This is a genomic window from Colwellia piezophila ATCC BAA-637, assembly GCF_000378625.1.
Classification (GTDB): domain Bacteria; phylum Pseudomonadota; class Gammaproteobacteria; order Enterobacterales; family Alteromonadaceae; genus Colwellia; species Colwellia piezophila.
The window spans coordinates 30,851-48,472 of sequence record NZ_KB905175.1; the positions used below are offsets into that span (position 1 = coordinate 30,851).

The 17,622-nt window shown below is 39.8% G+C and carries 16 protein-coding genes; 11 read left to right on the forward strand and 5 right to left on the reverse strand.

Going from position 1 to position 17,622, the window contains the following annotated elements; genetic code table 11:
• Nucleotides 1-150 precede the first annotated feature (150 nt).
• On the forward strand, nucleotides 151-465 hold the full coding sequence (gene ppnP / locus F580_RS0121035; protein ID WP_019029744.1) for a pyrimidine/purine nucleoside phosphorylase: 315 nt from the start codon (nucleotides 151-153) through the stop codon (nucleotides 463-465).
• Nucleotides 466-576: 111 nt separating this feature from the next.
• On the opposite strand, the gene ilvD is transcribed toward ppnP, so the two are convergent.
• The gene (gene ilvD, locus F580_RS0121040; protein WP_019029745.1) at nucleotides 577-2,256 is read right to left on the reverse strand and encodes a dihydroxy-acid dehydratase; all 1,680 of its coding nucleotides are present in this window, start codon (nucleotides 2,254-2,256) and stop codon (nucleotides 577-579) included.
• Nucleotides 2,257-2,347: 91 nt separating this feature from the next.
• On the opposite strand from ilvD, the gene F580_RS27185 reads away from it, so the two are divergent.
• The 3 genes from F580_RS27185 to F580_RS0121050 all read left to right on the forward strand — a co-directional run bounded on the left by F580_RS27185 (nucleotide 2,348) and on the right by F580_RS0121050 (nucleotide 4,658).
• Nucleotides 2,348-2,461: a pyrimidine/purine nucleoside phosphorylase gene (locus tag F580_RS27185; RefSeq protein ID WP_083927035.1), complete on the forward strand. Its 114-nt coding sequence runs from the start codon at nucleotides 2,348-2,350 to the stop codon at nucleotides 2,459-2,461.
• Between the two features lie 199 nt (nucleotides 2,462-2,660).
• Complete coding sequence (locus F580_RS0121045; RefSeq protein ID WP_019029746.1) at nucleotides 2,661-3,590, forward strand: glycoside hydrolase family 16 protein; 930 nt, start codon at nucleotides 2,661-2,663, stop codon at nucleotides 3,588-3,590.
• Nucleotides 3,591-3,608: 18 nt separating this feature from the next.
• The gene (locus F580_RS0121050) at nucleotides 3,609-4,658 is read left to right on the forward strand and encodes a Gfo/Idh/MocA family protein (protein WP_019029747.1); all 1,050 of its coding nucleotides are present in this window, start codon (nucleotides 3,609-3,611) and stop codon (nucleotides 4,656-4,658) included.
• Between the two features lie 85 nt (nucleotides 4,659-4,743).
• Here F580_RS0121050 and F580_RS0121055 read toward each other — a convergent pair whose 3' ends face one another.
• A complete protein-coding gene (locus tag F580_RS0121055; RefSeq protein ID WP_019029748.1) occupies nucleotides 4,744-6,396 on the reverse strand; it encodes a winged helix-turn-helix domain-containing protein in 1,653 nt (550 codons plus the stop codon).
• A 156-nt stretch (nucleotides 6,397-6,552) separates the two neighbouring features.
• Here F580_RS0121055 and F580_RS0121060 point away from each other — a divergent pair, with 156 nt between their 5' ends.
• Both F580_RS0121060 and F580_RS0121065 read left to right on the forward strand, forming a co-directional pair.
• Entirely contained in the window at nucleotides 6,553-7,524 is a 972-nt protein-coding gene (locus F580_RS0121060) for an SPFH domain-containing protein (protein ID WP_019029749.1), read from the forward strand.
• 49 nt (nucleotides 7,525-7,573) lie between these two features.
• Nucleotides 7,574-8,035 (forward strand): NfeD family protein, encoded by a 462-nt coding sequence (locus F580_RS0121065; protein ID WP_019029750.1) that lies wholly within the window; start codon nucleotides 7,574-7,576, stop codon nucleotides 8,033-8,035.
• A 95-nt stretch (nucleotides 8,036-8,130) separates the two neighbouring features.
• Here the strand turns inward: F580_RS0121065 and yegD are convergent, their stop codons facing one another.
• A complete protein-coding gene (gene yegD, locus F580_RS0121070; protein WP_026301583.1) occupies nucleotides 8,131-9,504 on the reverse strand; it encodes a molecular chaperone in 1,374 nt (457 codons plus the stop codon).
• A gap of 228 nt (nucleotides 9,505-9,732) precedes the next feature.
• Between yegD and F580_RS0121075 the strand changes: the two genes are divergently transcribed.
• The gene (locus F580_RS0121075) at nucleotides 9,733-10,122 is read left to right on the forward strand and encodes a hypothetical protein (protein WP_019029752.1); all 390 of its coding nucleotides are present in this window, start codon (nucleotides 9,733-9,735) and stop codon (nucleotides 10,120-10,122) included.
• A gap of 459 nt (nucleotides 10,123-10,581) precedes the next feature.
• Complete coding sequence (locus tag F580_RS0121085; RefSeq protein WP_019029754.1) at nucleotides 10,582-11,238, forward strand: Qnr family pentapeptide repeat protein; 657 nt, start codon at nucleotides 10,582-10,584, stop codon at nucleotides 11,236-11,238.
• 595 nt (nucleotides 11,239-11,833) lie between these two features.
• On the opposite strand, the gene F580_RS0121095 is transcribed toward F580_RS0121085, so the two are convergent.
• Entirely contained in the window at nucleotides 11,834-13,090 is a 1,257-nt protein-coding gene (locus F580_RS0121095) for a glutamate-5-semialdehyde dehydrogenase (RefSeq protein ID WP_019029756.1), read from the reverse strand.
• 102 nt (nucleotides 13,091-13,192) lie between these two features.
• Nucleotides 13,193-14,290 carry a glutamate 5-kinase gene (gene proB / locus F580_RS0121100; protein WP_019029757.1) on the reverse strand — a complete coding sequence of 366 codons (1,098 nt, stop codon included), beginning with the start codon at nucleotides 14,288-14,290 and terminating at the stop codon, nucleotides 13,193-13,195.
• Nucleotides 14,291-14,634: 344 nt separating this feature from the next.
• On the opposite strand from proB, the gene F580_RS0121105 reads away from it, so the two are divergent.
• The 3 genes from F580_RS0121105 to F580_RS0121115 are packed head-to-tail and all read left to right on the forward strand — an operon-like array spanning nucleotide 14,635 to nucleotide 17,434.
• On the forward strand, nucleotides 14,635-15,546 hold the full coding sequence (locus tag F580_RS0121105) for an acyltransferase (RefSeq protein WP_026301584.1): 912 nt from the start codon (nucleotides 14,635-14,637) through the stop codon (nucleotides 15,544-15,546).
• Nucleotides 15,547-15,604: 58 nt separating this feature from the next.
• Nucleotides 15,605-16,858 (forward strand): mechanosensitive ion channel family protein, encoded by a 1,254-nt coding sequence (locus F580_RS0121110; protein WP_019029759.1) that lies wholly within the window; start codon nucleotides 15,605-15,607, stop codon nucleotides 16,856-16,858.
• A gap of 24 nt (nucleotides 16,859-16,882) precedes the next feature.
• Nucleotides 16,883-17,434, forward strand: coding sequence for an Mpo1 family 2-hydroxy fatty acid dioxygenase (locus F580_RS0121115; RefSeq protein ID WP_019029760.1), 552 nt, complete (start codon nucleotides 16,883-16,885; stop codon nucleotides 17,432-17,434).
• Nucleotides 17,435-17,622: the final 188 nt, after the last annotated feature.

Genomic DNA, 17,622 nt, shown 5'->3' on the forward strand with positions numbered 1-17,622 from the left:
CCTCTTGAAGTAGAGCGGGTATTAGTAACTAAAAACGGCAGCTGAATTCAACGTCAATGCCGTTTTTTATTGCCTAATGTTTGCGTATAAAAAATTCGTATTAAGAGATTAATTACCGATTATTAAAACATCTTAACAAGGAAAAAACCTATGTCAGAGTTCAAACAAGTTACCGTCAGCAAAGCAGCCAATGTCTATTTCGATGGCAAAGTCACCAGTCGTAAAATTACCTTTAGTGATGGTAGTTTTAAAACGTTAGGTATCATGATGCCAGGTGATTATAAGTTTGCTACTAATGAACAAGAACTAATGGAAATCACTGCCGGTGAATGTGAAATTTTACTTGCCGGTGCCAGTGATTGGCAAAGTATCAGCGCCGGTCAGTCTTTTGAAGTGGCGGCTAATAGCGCTTTTGAAATTAAAGCGAAAACCTTAGTGGATTATTGTTGTACTTATATAAGTTAGTTAATACCGGGCTATTGCGATTGAAAGCAACGCAGCATTTGTTGATTTTGACTGACAAGGGTGAGCACCTGAGCCGTTAAAGCATCAGGTGCTGCAAACATATCCCGCTGATTAGTCTATTTCATCGGTAACACAGCCCAGTGATGCCGATTTCACTGTGGCAATATATTTTCTTAATACTCCACTGGTTGCCCGATAAGCAGGTTTTACCCAAGCCGCTTTTCGCTTAGCTATTTCAGCCTCATCTACCTTTAGTTCCAAGGTGTTCGAGATAGCATCAATACGGATAATGTCACCATTTTTTACCAAACCAATCAAGCCGCCTTCAGAAGCTTCAGGGGTAATATGGCCAACGACAAAACCGTGAGAACCACCGGAAAAACGACCATCGGTGATTAAAGCCACGTCATTGCCAAGGCCGGCACCCATTACTGCGGAAGTGGGTTTAAGCATTTCTGGCATACCTGGGCCACCTTTGGGTCCAGAATAACGAATAACGATCACTTCACCTTTTTGCACTTCGGTTGAAATACCTTTAATGGCGGCAAATTCATCATCATAAACTCTTGCCGGACCTTCAAATATTTCGCCTTCTTTACCGGTGATTTTAGCCACAGCACCTTCAGCAGCCAAATTACCATAAAGAATTTGTAAGTGGCCGGTAGCTTTGAGGGGATTATCAATAGGTCTGATGATATCTTGACCTGCTGGCAGACCAGGGACATCTGCAAGATTTTCTGCGATGGTTTTACCGGTAACAGTTAAACAATCGCCGTGCAATAAGCCTTCAGCCAATAAATATTTCATTACTGCAGGAATGCCGCCAATCGCATGTAAATCTTGCATCAAGTATTCACCAGAGGGCTTTAAGTTGGCCAAGAAGGGGGTCTTGTCAGCCATAACCTGGAAATCATCTAAGCTTAAGTCAACACCACAAGCACGCGCCATGGCAATCATGTGCATAGTGGCGTTGGTAGAACCGCCTAAAATCATGATAATGCGTAAGGCATTTTCAAAGGCCTTTTTGGTCATGATGTCTTTTGGTTTGATGTCTTTTTCCATCAAGTTTCTGATGGCATCACCCACTTTAGTTAATTCAACTTTTTTCTCATCACTAACCGCGGGGTTGGAAGACGAGTAGGGTAAACTCATGCCTAACGCTTCAATGGCGGAAGACATAGTATTAGCCGTGTACATGCCGCCACAGGCGCCGGCACCCGGAATAGCATTTTGAATGACGCCTTTATAATCTTCGTCAGAGATAACGCCCTGTAATTTTTTTCCGTAAGCTTCGAAAGCTGAAACAATGTTCAAGTCTTCACCTTTCCATTTTCCTGCTTTGATAGTACCGCCATAAACTAAGATGGCCGGACGATTTAAACGCGCTAAAGCAATCATAGCCCCTGGCATATTTTTATCACAGCCAACCACCGGCACAATGGCATCATAATACTGAGCGCTAGCGACCGTTTCGATAGAATCTGCAATGATGTCACGGGAAACCAACGAATATTTCATGCCATCAGTACCATTGGCAATTCCATCACTGACCCCAATGGTGTGAAATATTAATCCCACTAAATCAGTTTTTTTTACGCTGGCTTTGACCTGTTTAGCCAGGTCGTTTAAGTGCATGTTGCATGGGTTTCCTTCCCATCCGGTAGAAACAATACCCACCTGAGCTTTTTTCATGTCTTCTTCGGTCAAACCAACGGCATATAACATGGCTTGTGAAGCAGGTTGTGATTCGTCTAAAGTGATTGTTTTTGAATATTTATTAATTTCTGACATGGGTATTAAGTTCCGGCTTATTGATGTCCTACATCATAGAGTTTTCTCTTAAATAAAACTAGCCGAGGGCTGGCATTTTTTCTTCTGAGATATAACCAGAGCCAGTGATTGGCAAAGTATCAGCGCCTGCCAGTCTTTTGAAGTGGAGGCTAATAGTGCTTTTGAAATTAAAGCGAAAACCTTAGTAGATTATTGTTGTACTTAATATAAGTTAGTTAAAACCCCCTAATCATTAAAATAAGCCTGTGAACTATCCGTTATCAGGCTTTAATAAAATTTAACAAGTCAAAATCATATCTTTAATATTATTTAATTAGCAAAACTATCTGTTGGATGTTTCATTGGTGGGCAGAATAATAACGACTCACTACAGCAATTTTTATCTAGACAGGAATTAAATAATAATGATGTTCTCTACGACACTAGCCAGTATATTCATTGGTAGTATTGCCATGATAAGTAGTCCATTAAGCCAAGCGAAACTTACAGATAATACTGACAAAATTATGTTTGATGATTTTAGCTATAAAACTTTAGCGGATGCGCAAAAGAATGGCTGGGTGCCTCGAACTCAAATAGGCCATCCGGGCATTAAAGATGCAACTTGGTGGTCAGCAGGCATTAGTTTTCATCCAGACCAAAGCAATGCCAATAATACCGTGATGCGCTTAACGTCAAAAACAGATGGTAGCCAAGAAAATACTCGTCATACGCAAATCTGTCATCAACGAAAATATCTAGAAGGGACTTATGCCGCACGAGTATATTTTAATGACCGGCCTGATTTTGGTCCAGACGGCGATGGCATTGTCGAAACTTTTTACACCATAAGTCCGCTCGAAGCGCCAATGGATAAGAATTACAGTGAAATGGATTTTGAATACCTTGCCAATGGTGGCTGGGGCGAGAAAGAAAATGTATTGTTTTCTACCTCGTGGGAAACATTTCAGCTTGAACCTTGGACAAAGATCAATGCCTTTGATACTTATTCGAAAAGCCTGCAAGGTTGGAATACCCTAGTATTACAAGTATTTAATAATGAGATTAAATATTATATAAATGGTCATTTATTTTCCTCGCATGGCAGCGAGGTTTACCCTGAAGTAGCTATGTCAGTAAACTTTAATCTGTGGTTTATTCCAGAGCAAATAGTTGCAAGCACTGAAATGCGTCAATACCATCAAGAGGTGGACTGGGTATACTTTAATGGCGATAAAAAATTATCGCCTAAAGACGTGCTAAAAGAAGTAACTCGATTACGGGAAAGCAATGTTAAACAGCAAGACACCGTGCCCCATTGGCAGCCTAAACTTGATAGTTACTGTGGTTTGTAATATCGCAAGCTAGTTATAATGAAAGAAAAATCATGGTTTGGCTATCAGCGGAGCCGTGACTTTATATATGTAGAGTTGGAGATTATGACAGATAAAAATAAAGTTATTCGTTGGGGCATTATTGGTTGTGGCGCGGTAACGGAAGTTAAGAGTGGTCCTGCCTATCAAAAAACAGCGGGCTTTGAATTAGCTGCGGTAATGCGTAGAGACCTAATGCTTGCAAAGAGCTATGCTCAGCGTCATAAGGTGGTTAAATTTAGCGATAATGCTGCTGATATTATTAATGATGACAATATAGATGCGATATATATTGCCACACCGCCCGATAGCCATAAACATTATGCGTTACTTGTTGCCAAAGCCGGTAAACCTTGTTGCATTGAAAAGCCATTAGCACCTAGTTATCAAGAAAGTCTCGTTATTGAACAAGCTTTTAAAAAAGCCAAGCTACCATTGTTTGTCGCTTATTATCGCCGCTCTTTACCACGATTTAATAAAGTAAAAAATTTATTAGAAAGTAATGCGATAGGCCATATTCGTCATATTAGCTGGCAGTTAAGTAAGCCGGCTAATGTTATAGATTTATCGGGTCAATATAATTGGCGCACTGATAAGAATATTGCTGCAGGGGGTTATTTTGATGACTTAGCTAGCCATGGTTTGGATTTGTTTGCTTTTCTACTAGGTGACTTTCAGCAGGTCTCGGGTATAGCAACCAATCAGCAAGGTCTATATTCAGCCTTTGATGCAGTTACTGCCTGTTGGCAGCATGAAAATGGTATTACCGGTGTCGGCAGTTGGAACTTTGGTGCTGCAGCAAGACAGGATATAGTCACTATCGTAGGCAGTGAAGGGCAGTTGCACTTCTCCGTCTTTGATGAAATACCTATTATTTTAACTCAAGGTGCTAATAAAGCAGAGTTTGTTATTGAAAACCCGGAAAATATTCAATTACATCATGTTGGTAATATCTATCAGCAGCTAATAAATAAGCAACAACATCCATCAAATGGCTCTTCAGCGTTACACACTAGTTGGGTTATGGATGAAATCCTAGCCGTTCGTTGATAATACCAATTCAAATAAGTTTCTTCCCTCTCAGCGAGAATTAAAAGGCTTATCGGTTCTCTCTTTAGCAATGACATTAATTGACTTAGTAGTTTTTGTTATCATCCTGCCAAGCGCTTACCTGTGTCATTAAAACTTTATTTTTTGCTGTTATTGCAATGCTATTGGCTTGCTCAGCATAAGCTTGAGCTTGTTCTAGCTGCTTAGCATTTAAGGCGACTTGCGCTTGAGCGAGTAAGATTGCTACTTTATTAGTAGCAACGCCATCTTTATTAGCAACGGTAGTTGCTTGGCTGAAGTAGCCTTGGCCCAGTTGCTCTTTTCCTTGGGCAAAGGCTATCAAAGCTAGCTCGATAAGCGCTCGGGTTTGCCCATAGCTACCTTTGAATTCTTTATGGTATTGCATTGCTGCTGCTAATAAAGGAATTGCCTCATGATACTTTTGTTGTAGGCGTTTTATTGTTGCTAATTCTTCAAGAGCGTAAGCGATAAACAGGCTATCTTGGTATTGCTCTGCTAGTGCTTTCGTTAACTGAATATAAAGCTCAGCTTCGGCTAAAGCATCACTAGCTTGTGAGTCTTTTTCATAGCGATGAATAAGTAAAACACCTATCATTAAATTGCTACGGATTTCTTCGCGATGCATTTCTTTGTACCGCGCTTGGGCTATGTTTTCTTTCATTAAAGCGATACCTTGTTCGGTATCACCACTGTAAATATAACTAGCAGCTAAAAAGCGGCGAGCGGCCAATAAATCAGGGTTACTTTGCAGTGCAGTAGAGAAAAATGTACTTGCCTGCAGATAGTCTCTTTGTAAATAGAGCTCCATACCACGGGCAAAAGCTTCATTACTAAAATCGCTAATATAGGGCTGGGAAATTTCTTTAGCGTACGGGTCGAAACGTTGTGCTACTTTCTGCACTAATTGATTTAAAGCCGTGCTAATGCTCGCAGATAAAATTACCCCCTGTTCAACTCGCTGGTCGAGGTAGAAGCTATAATCTAGCTGAAAATCTTGTGGATAACCACGCAGTCGAGTTTGTACTAATAAATCTACTTTTAATCTTTGGGCAAGCGCGCGTAATTTTTGAGGTTTAGAGTGTAGTGTACTTGGTAAATTTTCTTGTTTAGAGAAAGCCATTGACTGCAGTAGCTGTGCTTTAGAAATCAGCTGTAATTGACTGTTTTTCAGTAAGCTTTCACTTAAATAGTCCATGCCTTGTAAAGGAACCCAGTCATGGATGTCATCAGGCATATCATTAATGACCGGCAAGAAAGCGACAGTAAACTTGACCGCTTTAGGGCTTGGATTATTACTGGCTAAAAAAGGGTATATGACTATGCCGATTAATACGGCCAAGACTAATACTGTCATTTGTACTAGCGATGTTCTTTTAATTGATTTGCCAAAGAGGGTTTGTTGCTTGCTGATATCGTTGAGTTCGGCTGTCCACTGGTAACCTTGGCGAGGGTACGTTTTAATAACATGGCTGCCAAGTAAGTCACGGATTTCTTTAATGGACTGAACTAACACTTGATCTTGCACTACTACGTCATGCCAAATCTCGCTAAGCAATGCTTTTTTAGTAACGATCTTATCTTTGTGCTTAATCAGGTATTTTAATACCAATAAGGTTTTTGCCCGGACATTAATTTCTTGATCTGCTTTTATGATCAAGCCAGCGGTTAAATTTAGCTCTATGCTGCCAGAAGAGGAATTAGCAAGGGTAAAACGCATATAAGTAGAGTGTAATCAAAGTGAAAAAGAAAGGTTATGTTGGCTTAATTTTACCGCGAGCACAACTAATTACTTGCTTTGCCGTTAACAGTCAATTAACGTGTTATCAGAAATAATTCTCAATTGAATTCATATCATTAGAAGGAAAGTTAATTCATGGACAATATCGTTGCAAACTTACTCACTAGCCCGTTTTTATGGCTGACAATTGTTATTTTATACACGCTGAAAAAAGGCATTTACTTTGTGCCACAAAACCGTGGTTACGTTATTTATACCCTGGGGAAATACACCAAAACCCTATCGGCGGGTTTAAATTTTCTTATTCCTTACGTGCAAACGGTGGCGGCTGATCGCAATTTAAAAGAGCAATCGTTAGAAATAATCTCTCAGCCCGCTATCACCAAAGATAATATTACCTTGGAAATAGACGGTATTTTGTTTATGAAAGTTACCGATGCCGCTGCGGCGACAAACAACATTACCGATTATAAAACGTCTGTTGTGCAACTTGCCATGACCTCAATGCGTAATGCTATTGGTTCGATGGAATTAGATGAATGTTTCCAAAATCGTGATGCCATCAATGCTCAAATTTTAGGTGCGATGACTGAAGCGACAGCACCTTGGGGTGTAATGGTGACGCGTTATGAAATCAAAGACATCACCCCGCCGCAAACTATACGTGAAGACATGGAAAAACAAATGACGGCAGAGCGAGAAAAACGCTCAGTGATTTTAACCGCTGAAGGGGTTAAAACCTCCGCCATTACCGAAGCTGAAGGTTTAAAACAAGCTCGGGTACTTGATGCTGAAGCTGCAAAAGCGGAGCAAGTATTAGCCGCCGAAGCCACTAAAGAGTCACAAATTTTAGAAGCAACAGGTAAAGCAGAAGCAATACGATTAGTGGCTGATGCTGATGCCAATGCCTTAGAGGTAGTTGGTAGTGCCGCCAATACTGAACAAGGTAAAGCGGCGGTAACCTTGACCTTAGCGCAAGATGCTATTACGGCACATAGAGCTATAGCGAGTGAAAGTACGATTGTACTAACCGATGGTAAAACAGGTGATAATATTGCTAATACGGTTGCCCAAGCGATTGCGGTATCGAGTAGTTTAAAGCTTTAATTAGTGTCAGTCATAAATTTCAATATTAGCGCTAAGGAATTATATTAGTATGCAGACATTCTTAGAAAACCATCAACTGATTTGGTATGCCATAGCAGGTTTTAGCCTAATTCTTGAGTTAGGTCTTATGGGCTTAAGTGGTCCATTATTATTCTTTGCTATTGCCAGTGCAATCACCGGGGTGCTTATCAGCTTAGGCATTGTTGAAGGTTGGCAAAATGAAGTTTTGGTGGTTGGGGTATTATCTGCTGTTATTACCTTGTTGCTGTGGAAGCCGTTAAAGAAGATGCAAAACTCTCGTAGCAAAACCGATGATTCTAGCGATATGATCGGCTTGCAAGTACTGGTTAGTGATGATATTACCAAAGCTGGTGGTAGTATTCGTTACTCAGGTATTAATTGGCAAGCGCGTTTAGCTGATGATGTTGAGATTGAGGTAATTGAAAATAATAGCCAATGTACTATTGTTGCGGTTACGGGAACCACTATGCTGGTTGCGCCCATTGACTAGCTAATTACTACCAGAATAGATTTAAATTAGCATCTATAAACCAGGACGAATTTTATGATTCGTCCTGGTTTTTTTATGATCATCATCTTACCAATTTATCTATAAATACGTTCAGCCCAACGCGCTAATCCTGAGGTGACACTACCAAAATGATCACCTACAATCAGTGGGATGCCAGGCATTTGTTGCTGTAAAAATTCACTTAGTACCGGTGATTTTGCCGTACCGCCGGTAACAAAAATAACATCAGGCTGGCACTGCGCTTCTGCTACTGCCGATGTCATCAACTGCGCTATCTGAGCGAGAGTTCGCATATTTGCCTGTTTTAACGTTGCCCGAGTGACATTTACTGCAAGTGAGTCATGAATATCATTGAGGCAGATAGTTTGCTCTTGGTGTTCAGACAGTCCAATTTTAGCTTGCTCAGCGGCATTGACTAGTTGATAACTCAGTTTATGGTCATGTACTGTTAATAAGCGTTCAATCATAGCGGTTTCTTTGGCATCACGAGACAATTGCACCAACTCACGTCTATTTTTAGCACTGTAAAATTTGGTTTGCTCATTAATGTTATTAATTGCTAGTGCCTGATAAAAACTACTGGTTGGCATAGGTTTACCGGTCTTTAATAAACTATTCATGCCCAAACTTGGCATAATGCCTTGCAAGGCTAATTGAATATCAAAGTCATTACCGGCAACCCGAACACCGGTATGAGCTAGCAGATGTTCGTTACGATTATCATATTTCGCGAAGTGTGGGCTCATTAGTAGCATTGAACAATCACTGGTGCCACCACCAATATCTACCACTAATACCCGAGTTTCTTGGCTTAATGATGCTTCAAATTCAAAACCTGCCGCCACGGGTTCATATTGAAACTCAACATCTTTAAAACCAACACGTTTTGCCGCTTTAGTTAATACGCTAATGGCTTGTCGGTTGCTTTCCTCACCATGTAAACCTTGGAAGTTAATCGGTCGGCCAATAACGGTTTGTGTTACTTCTTTTTGTAATGCTTCTTCGGTGAGCTTTTTCACATTGCTCATCATGCAAGCGACAATATCTTCAAAAAATTGAATTTGTGTTTTTGCTAAACCACTAGCACCGAGAAATGATTTCGGCGATTTGATGTAATAGCCTTCTTCTGGATCTTCAAGGTATTGTGTTAGGGCCGCTTTACCAAAGAGTAATTCACTTGAGATACCGTCAAACTTTAACTCACGCAGTGCCGATTGACCTTTTTGTAGTTGATTTTTACGCTCGACTATATAGCTTTCATGCTGGCTGGCAGGCAACTGTTGAGCAAGCCAGTTAGTAATAACATCACGGCTTGGCGCGTATAGGTTTGAAGCAATGTATTTCCCATCACCTAATTTGTTACCGAGTAAAGGAATAATGTGGGGTTGGCCATTGCGCATGGTGGCGACACCACAATTGGACGTACCGTAATCGAAACCTATCATCATTAATACCTAGAGCATGCCTACCAGAAAAAGGTCGCGTAGCATACTCAGTAACTCAGCTAATCACAAGCATTAGTCATGGAATTTTATTTTTTGTTGTTTTATAGCCAAGTGACTTCAAGGTGCTCTTTTCAGTAAGCAGAAAAATTTTATATAAATCGTTTTATTGTGTTCGGTTTTGGCCACAGTTAAAATAGCAAAAATAATCTAGAAAGCTTAAGAGCCCTCATAATGAAATTAACTAAAACCAACCAAAAAATCGATAACAACGTTTGTAAGGCATTAACTATTGCTTGTGAATCATCTTTACATGACGTGGCCGGCTTTGTTTGGTTAACACATCGAGCCAATTACACTAATTTTCCTGCCAGCTTAGTCATTACCTGTGTGTTTAATACTGATGAAGAACTTGCCGCAATGAAAGAAGCCAAGCAAGATGTGCTGTTACGCACCAGTATTCAAAAGCAATTATTGAAAATCGGCGTGGTTGTTAAAAACATCAAACAAAGTGTGCACTTTGATAGTGAAGAAGCTTGTCAGCGTCAGCATCGCGGTGAATGGGCTGATCGATTAGCCTTGCGCGTGGTAAAACAAAAACCGAATGCAAGACGGGTACACTAAACGCCAGTGTTCAATGAATACCAGCTTACTTTATGCGCAGCTTCGAAATTACAAGATAAAGTGGCGACTAATCGCTCGCCAATCATCACTGCTGCGCTGCCTACTATAGGGTCATAACAAGTATTACTGTAGAACGTAAACCACAATAAAAATCGCTATGGTATTTTGTCGACTGTTTAGTTGCCTGATTTAAACGATTTCGAAGGGTAAAACCTTACCCAGTAACGCTTGTAATCAGATAGAGAACCCTTAGCTCCTATATCTTGATTTAAGGAGGTAAACTTTTTTCATCCACCTCGCATCTCTAAAAACACTTTTATAGCACTTAAATAGTCATTTTACCCCCTTTAAATCGCTGTTTTAGCTTGTTTTAATTCGTTGATTTATATGATGTTTAATTGCTAGATGTTTTAAGCATCTAGATGTTAGTCTTCACGCCCTATCATTTGGAGGGCGACCATGCCGACAACTAAAAAAGACTTTATCAATCACGATTTCTCTAACCAAGACCTTCACGGCAGGCGCTTTGAACAATGTAATTTCTATCGATGTAACTTTAATCGCTCTAATTTAACCGATGTAGAATTTTTTGAATGCAGCTTTGTCGAACAAGGTAGCGTTGAAGGTTGCCGATTTGATTATGCAAACTTACGTGATGCTAGTTTCAAAGCCTGTAAACTATCTATGTCGAGTTTTATCGGCGCGAATTGTTTAGGCATTGAGTTTAGGCGTTGTGATTTGCAAGGAGCAAACTTTGCTAAAGCGAGTTTCGAAAATCAAGTATCACGTCAGGCATACTTTTGTTTGGCATACATCACCGGCTGTAATTTATCTTACGCAAACTTTGCGGGTGTACGGATTGAAAAGTGCGATTTATTTGAAAATCGGTGGAATGGCGCTAGCCTGCAAAGTGCCTCATTCAAAAATTCAGACTTAAGCCGAAGTGAATTTTCAGCAGATGCTTGGGAGCAATTTCAAATACAAGGTTGTGACTTAACACATACAGAATTAACTGGTCTCAACATCAGGCGGGTAGATCTTGACGGGGTGAAAATTTGTAATTGGCAACAAGAGCAATTATTAGAACGTTTAGGGATTGTGGTATTGCCAGGCTGAAACAGCGAGTCTCACTTAGCGGTATATAATGAGTTAAGTGAGGCCTATCAATACTTAATGAAAATTTCGTAAACATATGGCTTTAGAGGCTGAGGGATCTCCACAACTTTTTACAAAGTACGTGCTTATAATTTTAGCTTCTGTTTTTTGTTTCTTCAGCGTCGCGGTGGCGACAACACCCAAAGAGGGCTATCGCCGAGCCCTCTCTGGACTCTCCCGGCGCTACGAATAAAACCTAATCTTGCATTCAATCAAGTGCTTTAAGGAGCCGCGTTGATGTACGTCCGTGTACACGCCGCTTTTTCATCATCCCTGATGAAAACACCTGCGCACTTTCAATCATTTCAGGGTTTTATCACGCAGATTTGGTGCTTTTTTCTTCTGCTTCTCATTCAGCCATGTAAGCGCTTTTAGGTGATTGGCAATCCCGAACTTTGGTAGGTAATGCGTTGCTGAAGTAATAAAAGTGAGTATCACAAGCATGGATGCTTGTGTAAGCCCCATGGATGGGTTTACGTGTCTCGCTTGTATACTCAGTAATGCGGAACAATAACTGGTCATTGCTTACATTAATATTTGTGGGGATTCGTCAGCTTTAGAGGCGAACTTGACCATCACCAAAAACGACAAACTTCTCGGTAGTTAAGGCTTCTAAGCCCATTGGTCCATAGGCATGAAGCTTACTTGTTGAGATACCTATTTCTGAGCCTAAACCTAATTGGTTACCATCTGAAAAACGTGACGAAGCATTGACCATGACTACGGATGAATTTATTTGGCGAATAAAGGCGTGGCTGCGCGAAATATCTTGGCTGATAATAACTTCGGTATGGTCTGAGGTAAATTCATTGATATGGCTAATCGCTGCATCAAAGCTAGCTACCACCTTAACCGCAATTTCTTGTGCTAAATACTCGGCTTGGTAATCTTGCTCGGTTGCTAATTCGGCATGAATAAAATAACCAATACTATTTTTACAGGCATGTATTTTAACTTGTGCAGCTTCTTCAAGCGCTTTAGCGGCTAAAGGCAAAAATTCAGCACTGATATCGCCATGCACTAAGACTGTTTCAAAGGCATTACAAGCACTGGGCTTCTGGGTTTTACCATTCACTAAAATATCGACAGCTTTAGTTAAGTCAGCGTATTTATCTATATATAAATGACAGACACCCTTATAGTGTTGAATCACGGGGATACGGCTATTTTCGCTAACATAGCGAATGAGACCTTCGCCGCCACGAGGAATGACGAGATCAATGGTATCGCTTTGCTTTAACAACTCTTCAATAACACTACGACTGGTATCAGGAATAACACTAACAATATTTACATCAACATCATGCGCCGTTAATACTTGATGTAAACATTGAGCGATGGCTAAATTAGAGTGAATCGCCTCTGAGCCACCACGTAAAATTACCGCATTGCCCGATTTTATACACAAAGCAGCAGCTTCGGCAGTAACATTAGGGCGCGCTTCGTAAATCATGGCGATAACACCGAGAGGAATACGCATTTTACCGACTTGAATACCATTTGGCCGTAATGATAACTTATCAATATCCCCGATAGGATCGGTAAGGGCAACAATTTCGCGAATAGCCGAACTAATTTCTTTAATGCCTTGCTCTGTTAAAACCAGTCGGTCAAGCATCGCTTGCGATAAACCTTTCTCGCGACCTGCGGTGATATCTTTACTATTTTCGTGAATAATCATAGCGCTATTTTTTTCAATTGCTGTGGCAATGGCATTTAGCAGGGTGTTTTTTTCACTGCTATTAAGTTGAGCGGCAACTCTACTGGCTTGTTTAGCTTTTTTTGCCACAGTGACGATATTAAAGTTTGTCATTTTTCTACCCTTTGAAGTCTTTTAAAATACTAAACGGAGTCATTCATTATTCCGCTTAGGGTAAGTAATTCTCGGTTATGATAATGCCGGCTATGATCTGGATTATAAGATAACCATATCATCGCGGTGCACTACAACATCGCCAGAGTCATGCCCTAAAATGGCGGTGATATCATTACTGTGTTTGCCCATAATTCTTTTTAAGTCATGATGACTATATAAAGTGATGCCTTTGGCGATCACTATATTATTTTGCGCATCAATGAGATCGATGGCGTCACCTGCATTAAATCTATTGGTCACTGACTTGATACCTGCCGGTAATAAAGACGCGCCTTTATTAACAACCGCATTAACTGCACCTGGGTCGAGTTCGATCTTGCCTCGGCTTTTTAAGGTATGTTTTAACCAATGTTTTTTAGCGGTAATAATATCTTTATCTGCGGCAAAACGGGTACCAGGATTCACTTTTGCTAGAAGAGAGCTAAATACCTCACTTTTAGTGCCGTTAATAATATAAGTATTGATACCGTGTTCAACTGCTTTTTCTGCCGCTTGGATTTTGGTTTTCATACCGCCGCTAGCTAAGGGGTTGCGACTTGTGCCAGCCATGGCGTAAATTTCATCAGTGATCTTATCAATATTGGGGATCAATACCGCATCGTCATGAATTTTTGGATCTTTGGTAAAAACACCATCAATATCACTTAAGATAAATAAACTGTCAGCGCCACATACTTGGGCAACTAAGGCAGCAATATTGTCATTATCGCCGATGGTAAGATCTTTAGTGGTAACCGTATCATTCTCATTAACGATAGGGAGCACACCATTGGCTAATTGAATTCGAATCGTTTGTTGAATACTAATATAGCGCTCTCTATCGGCTAAATCACTTTGGGTAATAAGTATTTGGCTACATGGAATGTCAAAGAAACGTTGCCAGTTGGCCATCATTTGCATTTGACCAACACTGGCCATGGCTTTCTTAGTAGCAATAGATAGTTTAGGTGAACCATGTTGAATAACAGCCCTGCCAGCGGCGACACCACCAGAGGAAACTAGAATGATCTCTTTACCTTGTTGCTGGCATTTAGTAATAAATTGCGCAATGGCTAAGAGGTATTGGCCGCTGCAACCATCGCGAGTAGGTGCTACTAAGGCACTACCGACCTTGATTACGGCTCTATTAAAGTCCATTTCATCTCCAGTGTTGAGGCTTATATAACTATGCAATAAAGTAAAAGACCTCATTAGTAAAAAGAATCATACCAAGCTTGCTAGCGGTAAAAGTGTACTTTCAATCGTTTCATTAAGTATATGTGTGTAACTATCCGTTTTACACCTTTTCTTTAGCAAAAAAAGTGCAAATTATGACTTTTAAAATATAAGCGATCGTTTTTTACCCAGTAAGGTTTTAGCTAATAATGGTACTTTGCAATTAATTGCTTAGGGTGGCGACAATAAAAAATATAATTATGGCTTAAATCGTGATTAAATAACGCTACCCGTGTCACTTCTCTATTATTAGTTATTATCAATATATGCTAAATTTTTTACCGGCCAAACTGATCGGCTTTATCTCATTCTCTCTTTATATTCTTAATACCATATTTTGGCTTATGCCTATTCTAGTGTTTTCAATGTTTAAGGCATTAATTCCATTGCGTTTTTCAAAAATGGTATTTAGTTATTTACTCGATTTGATGGCAAGCAATTGGGTAGCTACCAACACTATTATTCAAAAGATATTTACTAAAACGAAGCTTGTGGTGACCGGATTAGAGCAGCTTAAAATTGATGACTGGTATTTAGTCTTAGCAAACCATCAAAGCTGGGTTGATATTGTTGTTTTACAACGTGCTTTACATGGCAATATTCCATTTTTGAAGTTTTTCTTAAAAAGGGAGCTTATCTATGTGCCTTTGTTGGGATTAGCGTGGTGGGCACTCGATTTTCCTTTTATGAAGCGTTATAGCCAAGCGTTTTTAAAGAAAAATCCACACTTACGTGGTAAAGATCTGGCAACAACTAAAAAAGCCTGTGCTAAGTTTAAGCACAAGCCTGTTAGTGTGATGAATTTTATCGAAGGTACGCGTTTTTCTCAGAAAAAACATGATAGACAAAATTCCCCTTTTCAACATTTATTAAAGCCAAAAGCCGGTGGTATGTCTTTTGTGCTTGATGCCATGGGCGAGCACTTAACCACTATTGTTGATGTCACCATCCATTATCCGGATGGTATTCCAAACTTTAGTGATTTTGTTTCCGGGCGAGTAGAAACGGTGCATATTGAAGTGCGTTCGTTAAGTATTACTAAAGAGCTGGGACATATTAATTTCTCGGATCGCAATGATAAAATTATTTTTCAAAAGTGGTTAATGAAATTTTGGCATGACAAAGATGTCCGTCTTGAAAAAATGATCCAAAAATATAGCACTGAGAGTGAACGATAAAACCTAAGGCTTTGGCTAGTGAAGTAAATTCACTCACCGACAATAAGATGAGAAGTGTATGAACGAACTGATCAATATTTGGTTAAGTGAGCAAGGGCTAAAGGCTCAGTATTTAGCTAGCGCTGAAATAGCGGTAGGCGTCGGCTTAATATTTTTTATTGCCAGTTTGAGTTATTACCTAGCCAAACATCAAATATTAAGATTAGTGCATAAGGTAATTATTAAAAGTAAAAACACTTGGGATGACACTCTACTTGAGCATAACGTGTTCACTCGCATGACCTTGCTAGTACCGTTAGTGTTAATACTTTTTTTATCGCCACTTATTTTGACAACCAATACGCTTACCCTTAATGCACTGATGTTATTAAGTAAAATTTTCCTCACCTTTCAGATATCTCGCTGTATTAGCGCTATGTTAAATGTCAGTAGAGGTCTTTACCAAGAAAGTGCCAAACAGCGTTTCTTACCGCTTAATGCCATTATTCAAATGATAAAGCTAGTACTCTCTTTAGTAACGGCTATTGTTATCATCTCACTCATTATTGACCGCTCACCGGTCTATTTACTCAGTGGCTTAGGTGCCTTAACCGCGGTATTGCTGTTGGTTTTTCAAGACACCATTAAAGGCTTAGTTGCCAGTATTCAAATTTCTGCAAATAGAATGGTGGTCGCAGGTGACTGGATTGAACTACCTAAATACGGTGCTGATGGTGATGTGATTGAAATTGGTCTTAGTACGGTAAAAATAGAGAATTTTGATAAAACCATTACCACAGTGCCAACCTATGCACTCATTAGTGATTCCTTTAAAAACTGGCGTAATATGTACCACACGGGTGCTCGACGCATCAAGCGCACGATTATTATCGATATTGCCAGTATTGAGTTTTATAGCGCTGAGCAAATAACCCAGCTGACTAATGCTCATTTATTACAAGATTACCTTAGTAATAAACAACATGAGCTTTCACAAAGTGAGTCAGGTAATAATAGCAATGAAGTAAGCCAATCGCTTAATTCATTAAATAGCCGACAGCTGACTAATATAGGCACATTTAGGGCTTATATTACCAACTATTTACAGAAAAATGGCCATGTTCGCGATGATCTAACATGTATGGTCAGGCAGCTTACCGCCACGCAAACTGGCTTGCCTTTAGAAATATACTGTTTTGCTAATACAACTAATTGGCTTGAGTATGAGTCCATCCAAGCCGATATATTTGACCACCTTTTTGCCATAGCTCCACAGTTTGATTTACGTATTTTTCAGCACCCCAGTGGCCATGATTGGCAAAATAACCATTAGCACAATAATAACTAAGAGTAAAAAATGAAGTCAATTGAAGAGCAATTAGCACGTTATAAAAGTGTGCACTTAAATCCCAAAAATATTAATACTCACTTTGTGGGGGTACCCTTAATCGTTTTGGCGGTCACATTACTGCTAAGTTCAATCGCTTTTGAAATAACCATAGATGACTTTTTCAATGTTGAATTTACCTTGCATTTTACCCTAGCGATGGTGATTTTTGCTGGCGTCGCTATTTATTATACCGCTTTGCACAGATTATTAGCCCTGGGTATGTTGGTGTATATTTTAGTTAACTTGTTGGTCGCGCAGTTACTTAAGGGTGTTGAAGGGGTACTTTATATAGCACTAGCTTTATTTGTTATCGGCTGGATTATTCAATTTTTAGGGCATCATTATGAAAAAGCCAAGCCAGCTTTTGTTGATGATTTAAGTCAATTTCTTATTGGGCCATTATTTCTAATGGCGGAAGCCTATTTTAAGTTTGGCTTAGAGCCAGACTTAGAGGCGCGTATTACTTCACTAGCGGTAGAAAAGCGGAAAGCGTTAGAACAGAGCAAGCGCTCTAGGTAAATTACTAAGTATTAAGGGTCAGGCAAATTTAAATCGCCTTACCCACTTGTATCAGCTACACCTTGTCCTTTACTAACGAATATGCTGCTAGCGTTGTCTAATAACGCCTTCTTGCATGGTTGATGAAACTAATTCACCTTGGGAACGGTATAGTTATAAATCTGTCCTCGTACTAGACCTCGACCATT

What these genes read in the sequence shown, in the direction of transcription:
- ppnP (WP_019029744.1), top strand. Translation starts at nt 151, where the DNA reads ATGTCAGAGTTCAAACAAGTTACCGTCAGCAAAGCAGCCAATGTCTAT.
- ilvD (WP_019029745.1), bottom strand. Translation starts at nt 2,256, where the DNA reads ATGTCAGAAATTAATAAATATTCAAAAACAATCACTTTAGACGAATCA.
- F580_RS0121045 (WP_019029746.1), top strand. Translation starts at nt 2,661, where the DNA reads ATGATGTTCTCTACGACACTAGCCAGTATATTCATTGGTAGTATTGCC.
- F580_RS0121050 (WP_019029747.1), top strand. Translation starts at nt 3,609, where the DNA reads ATGAAAGAAAAATCATGGTTTGGCTATCAGCGGAGCCGTGACTTTATA.
- F580_RS0121055 (WP_019029748.1), bottom strand. Translation starts at nt 6,396, where the DNA reads ATGCGTTTTACCCTTGCTAATTCCTCTTCTGGCAGCATAGAGCTAAAT.
- F580_RS0121060 (WP_019029749.1), top strand. Translation starts at nt 6,553, where the DNA reads ATGGACAATATCGTTGCAAACTTACTCACTAGCCCGTTTTTATGGCTG.
- F580_RS0121065 (WP_019029750.1), top strand. Translation starts at nt 7,574, where the DNA reads ATGCAGACATTCTTAGAAAACCATCAACTGATTTGGTATGCCATAGCA.
- yegD (WP_026301583.1), bottom strand. Translation starts at nt 9,504, where the DNA reads ATGATGATAGGTTTCGATTACGGTACGTCCAATTGTGGTGTCGCCACC.
- F580_RS0121075 (WP_019029752.1), top strand. Translation starts at nt 9,733, where the DNA reads ATGAAATTAACTAAAACCAACCAAAAAATCGATAACAACGTTTGTAAG.
- F580_RS0121085 (WP_019029754.1), top strand. Translation starts at nt 10,582, where the DNA reads ATGCCGACAACTAAAAAAGACTTTATCAATCACGATTTCTCTAACCAA.
- F580_RS0121095 (WP_019029756.1), bottom strand. Translation starts at nt 13,090, where the DNA reads ATGACAAACTTTAATATCGTCACTGTGGCAAAAAAAGCTAAACAAGCC.
- proB (WP_019029757.1), bottom strand. Translation starts at nt 14,290, where the DNA reads ATGGACTTTAATAGAGCCGTAATCAAGGTCGGTAGTGCCTTAGTAGCA.
- F580_RS0121105 (WP_026301584.1), top strand. Translation starts at nt 14,635, where the DNA reads ATGCTAAATTTTTTACCGGCCAAACTGATCGGCTTTATCTCATTCTCT.
- F580_RS0121110 (WP_019029759.1), top strand. Translation starts at nt 15,605, where the DNA reads ATGAACGAACTGATCAATATTTGGTTAAGTGAGCAAGGGCTAAAGGCT.
- F580_RS0121115 (WP_019029760.1), top strand. Translation starts at nt 16,883, where the DNA reads ATGAAGTCAATTGAAGAGCAATTAGCACGTTATAAAAGTGTGCACTTA.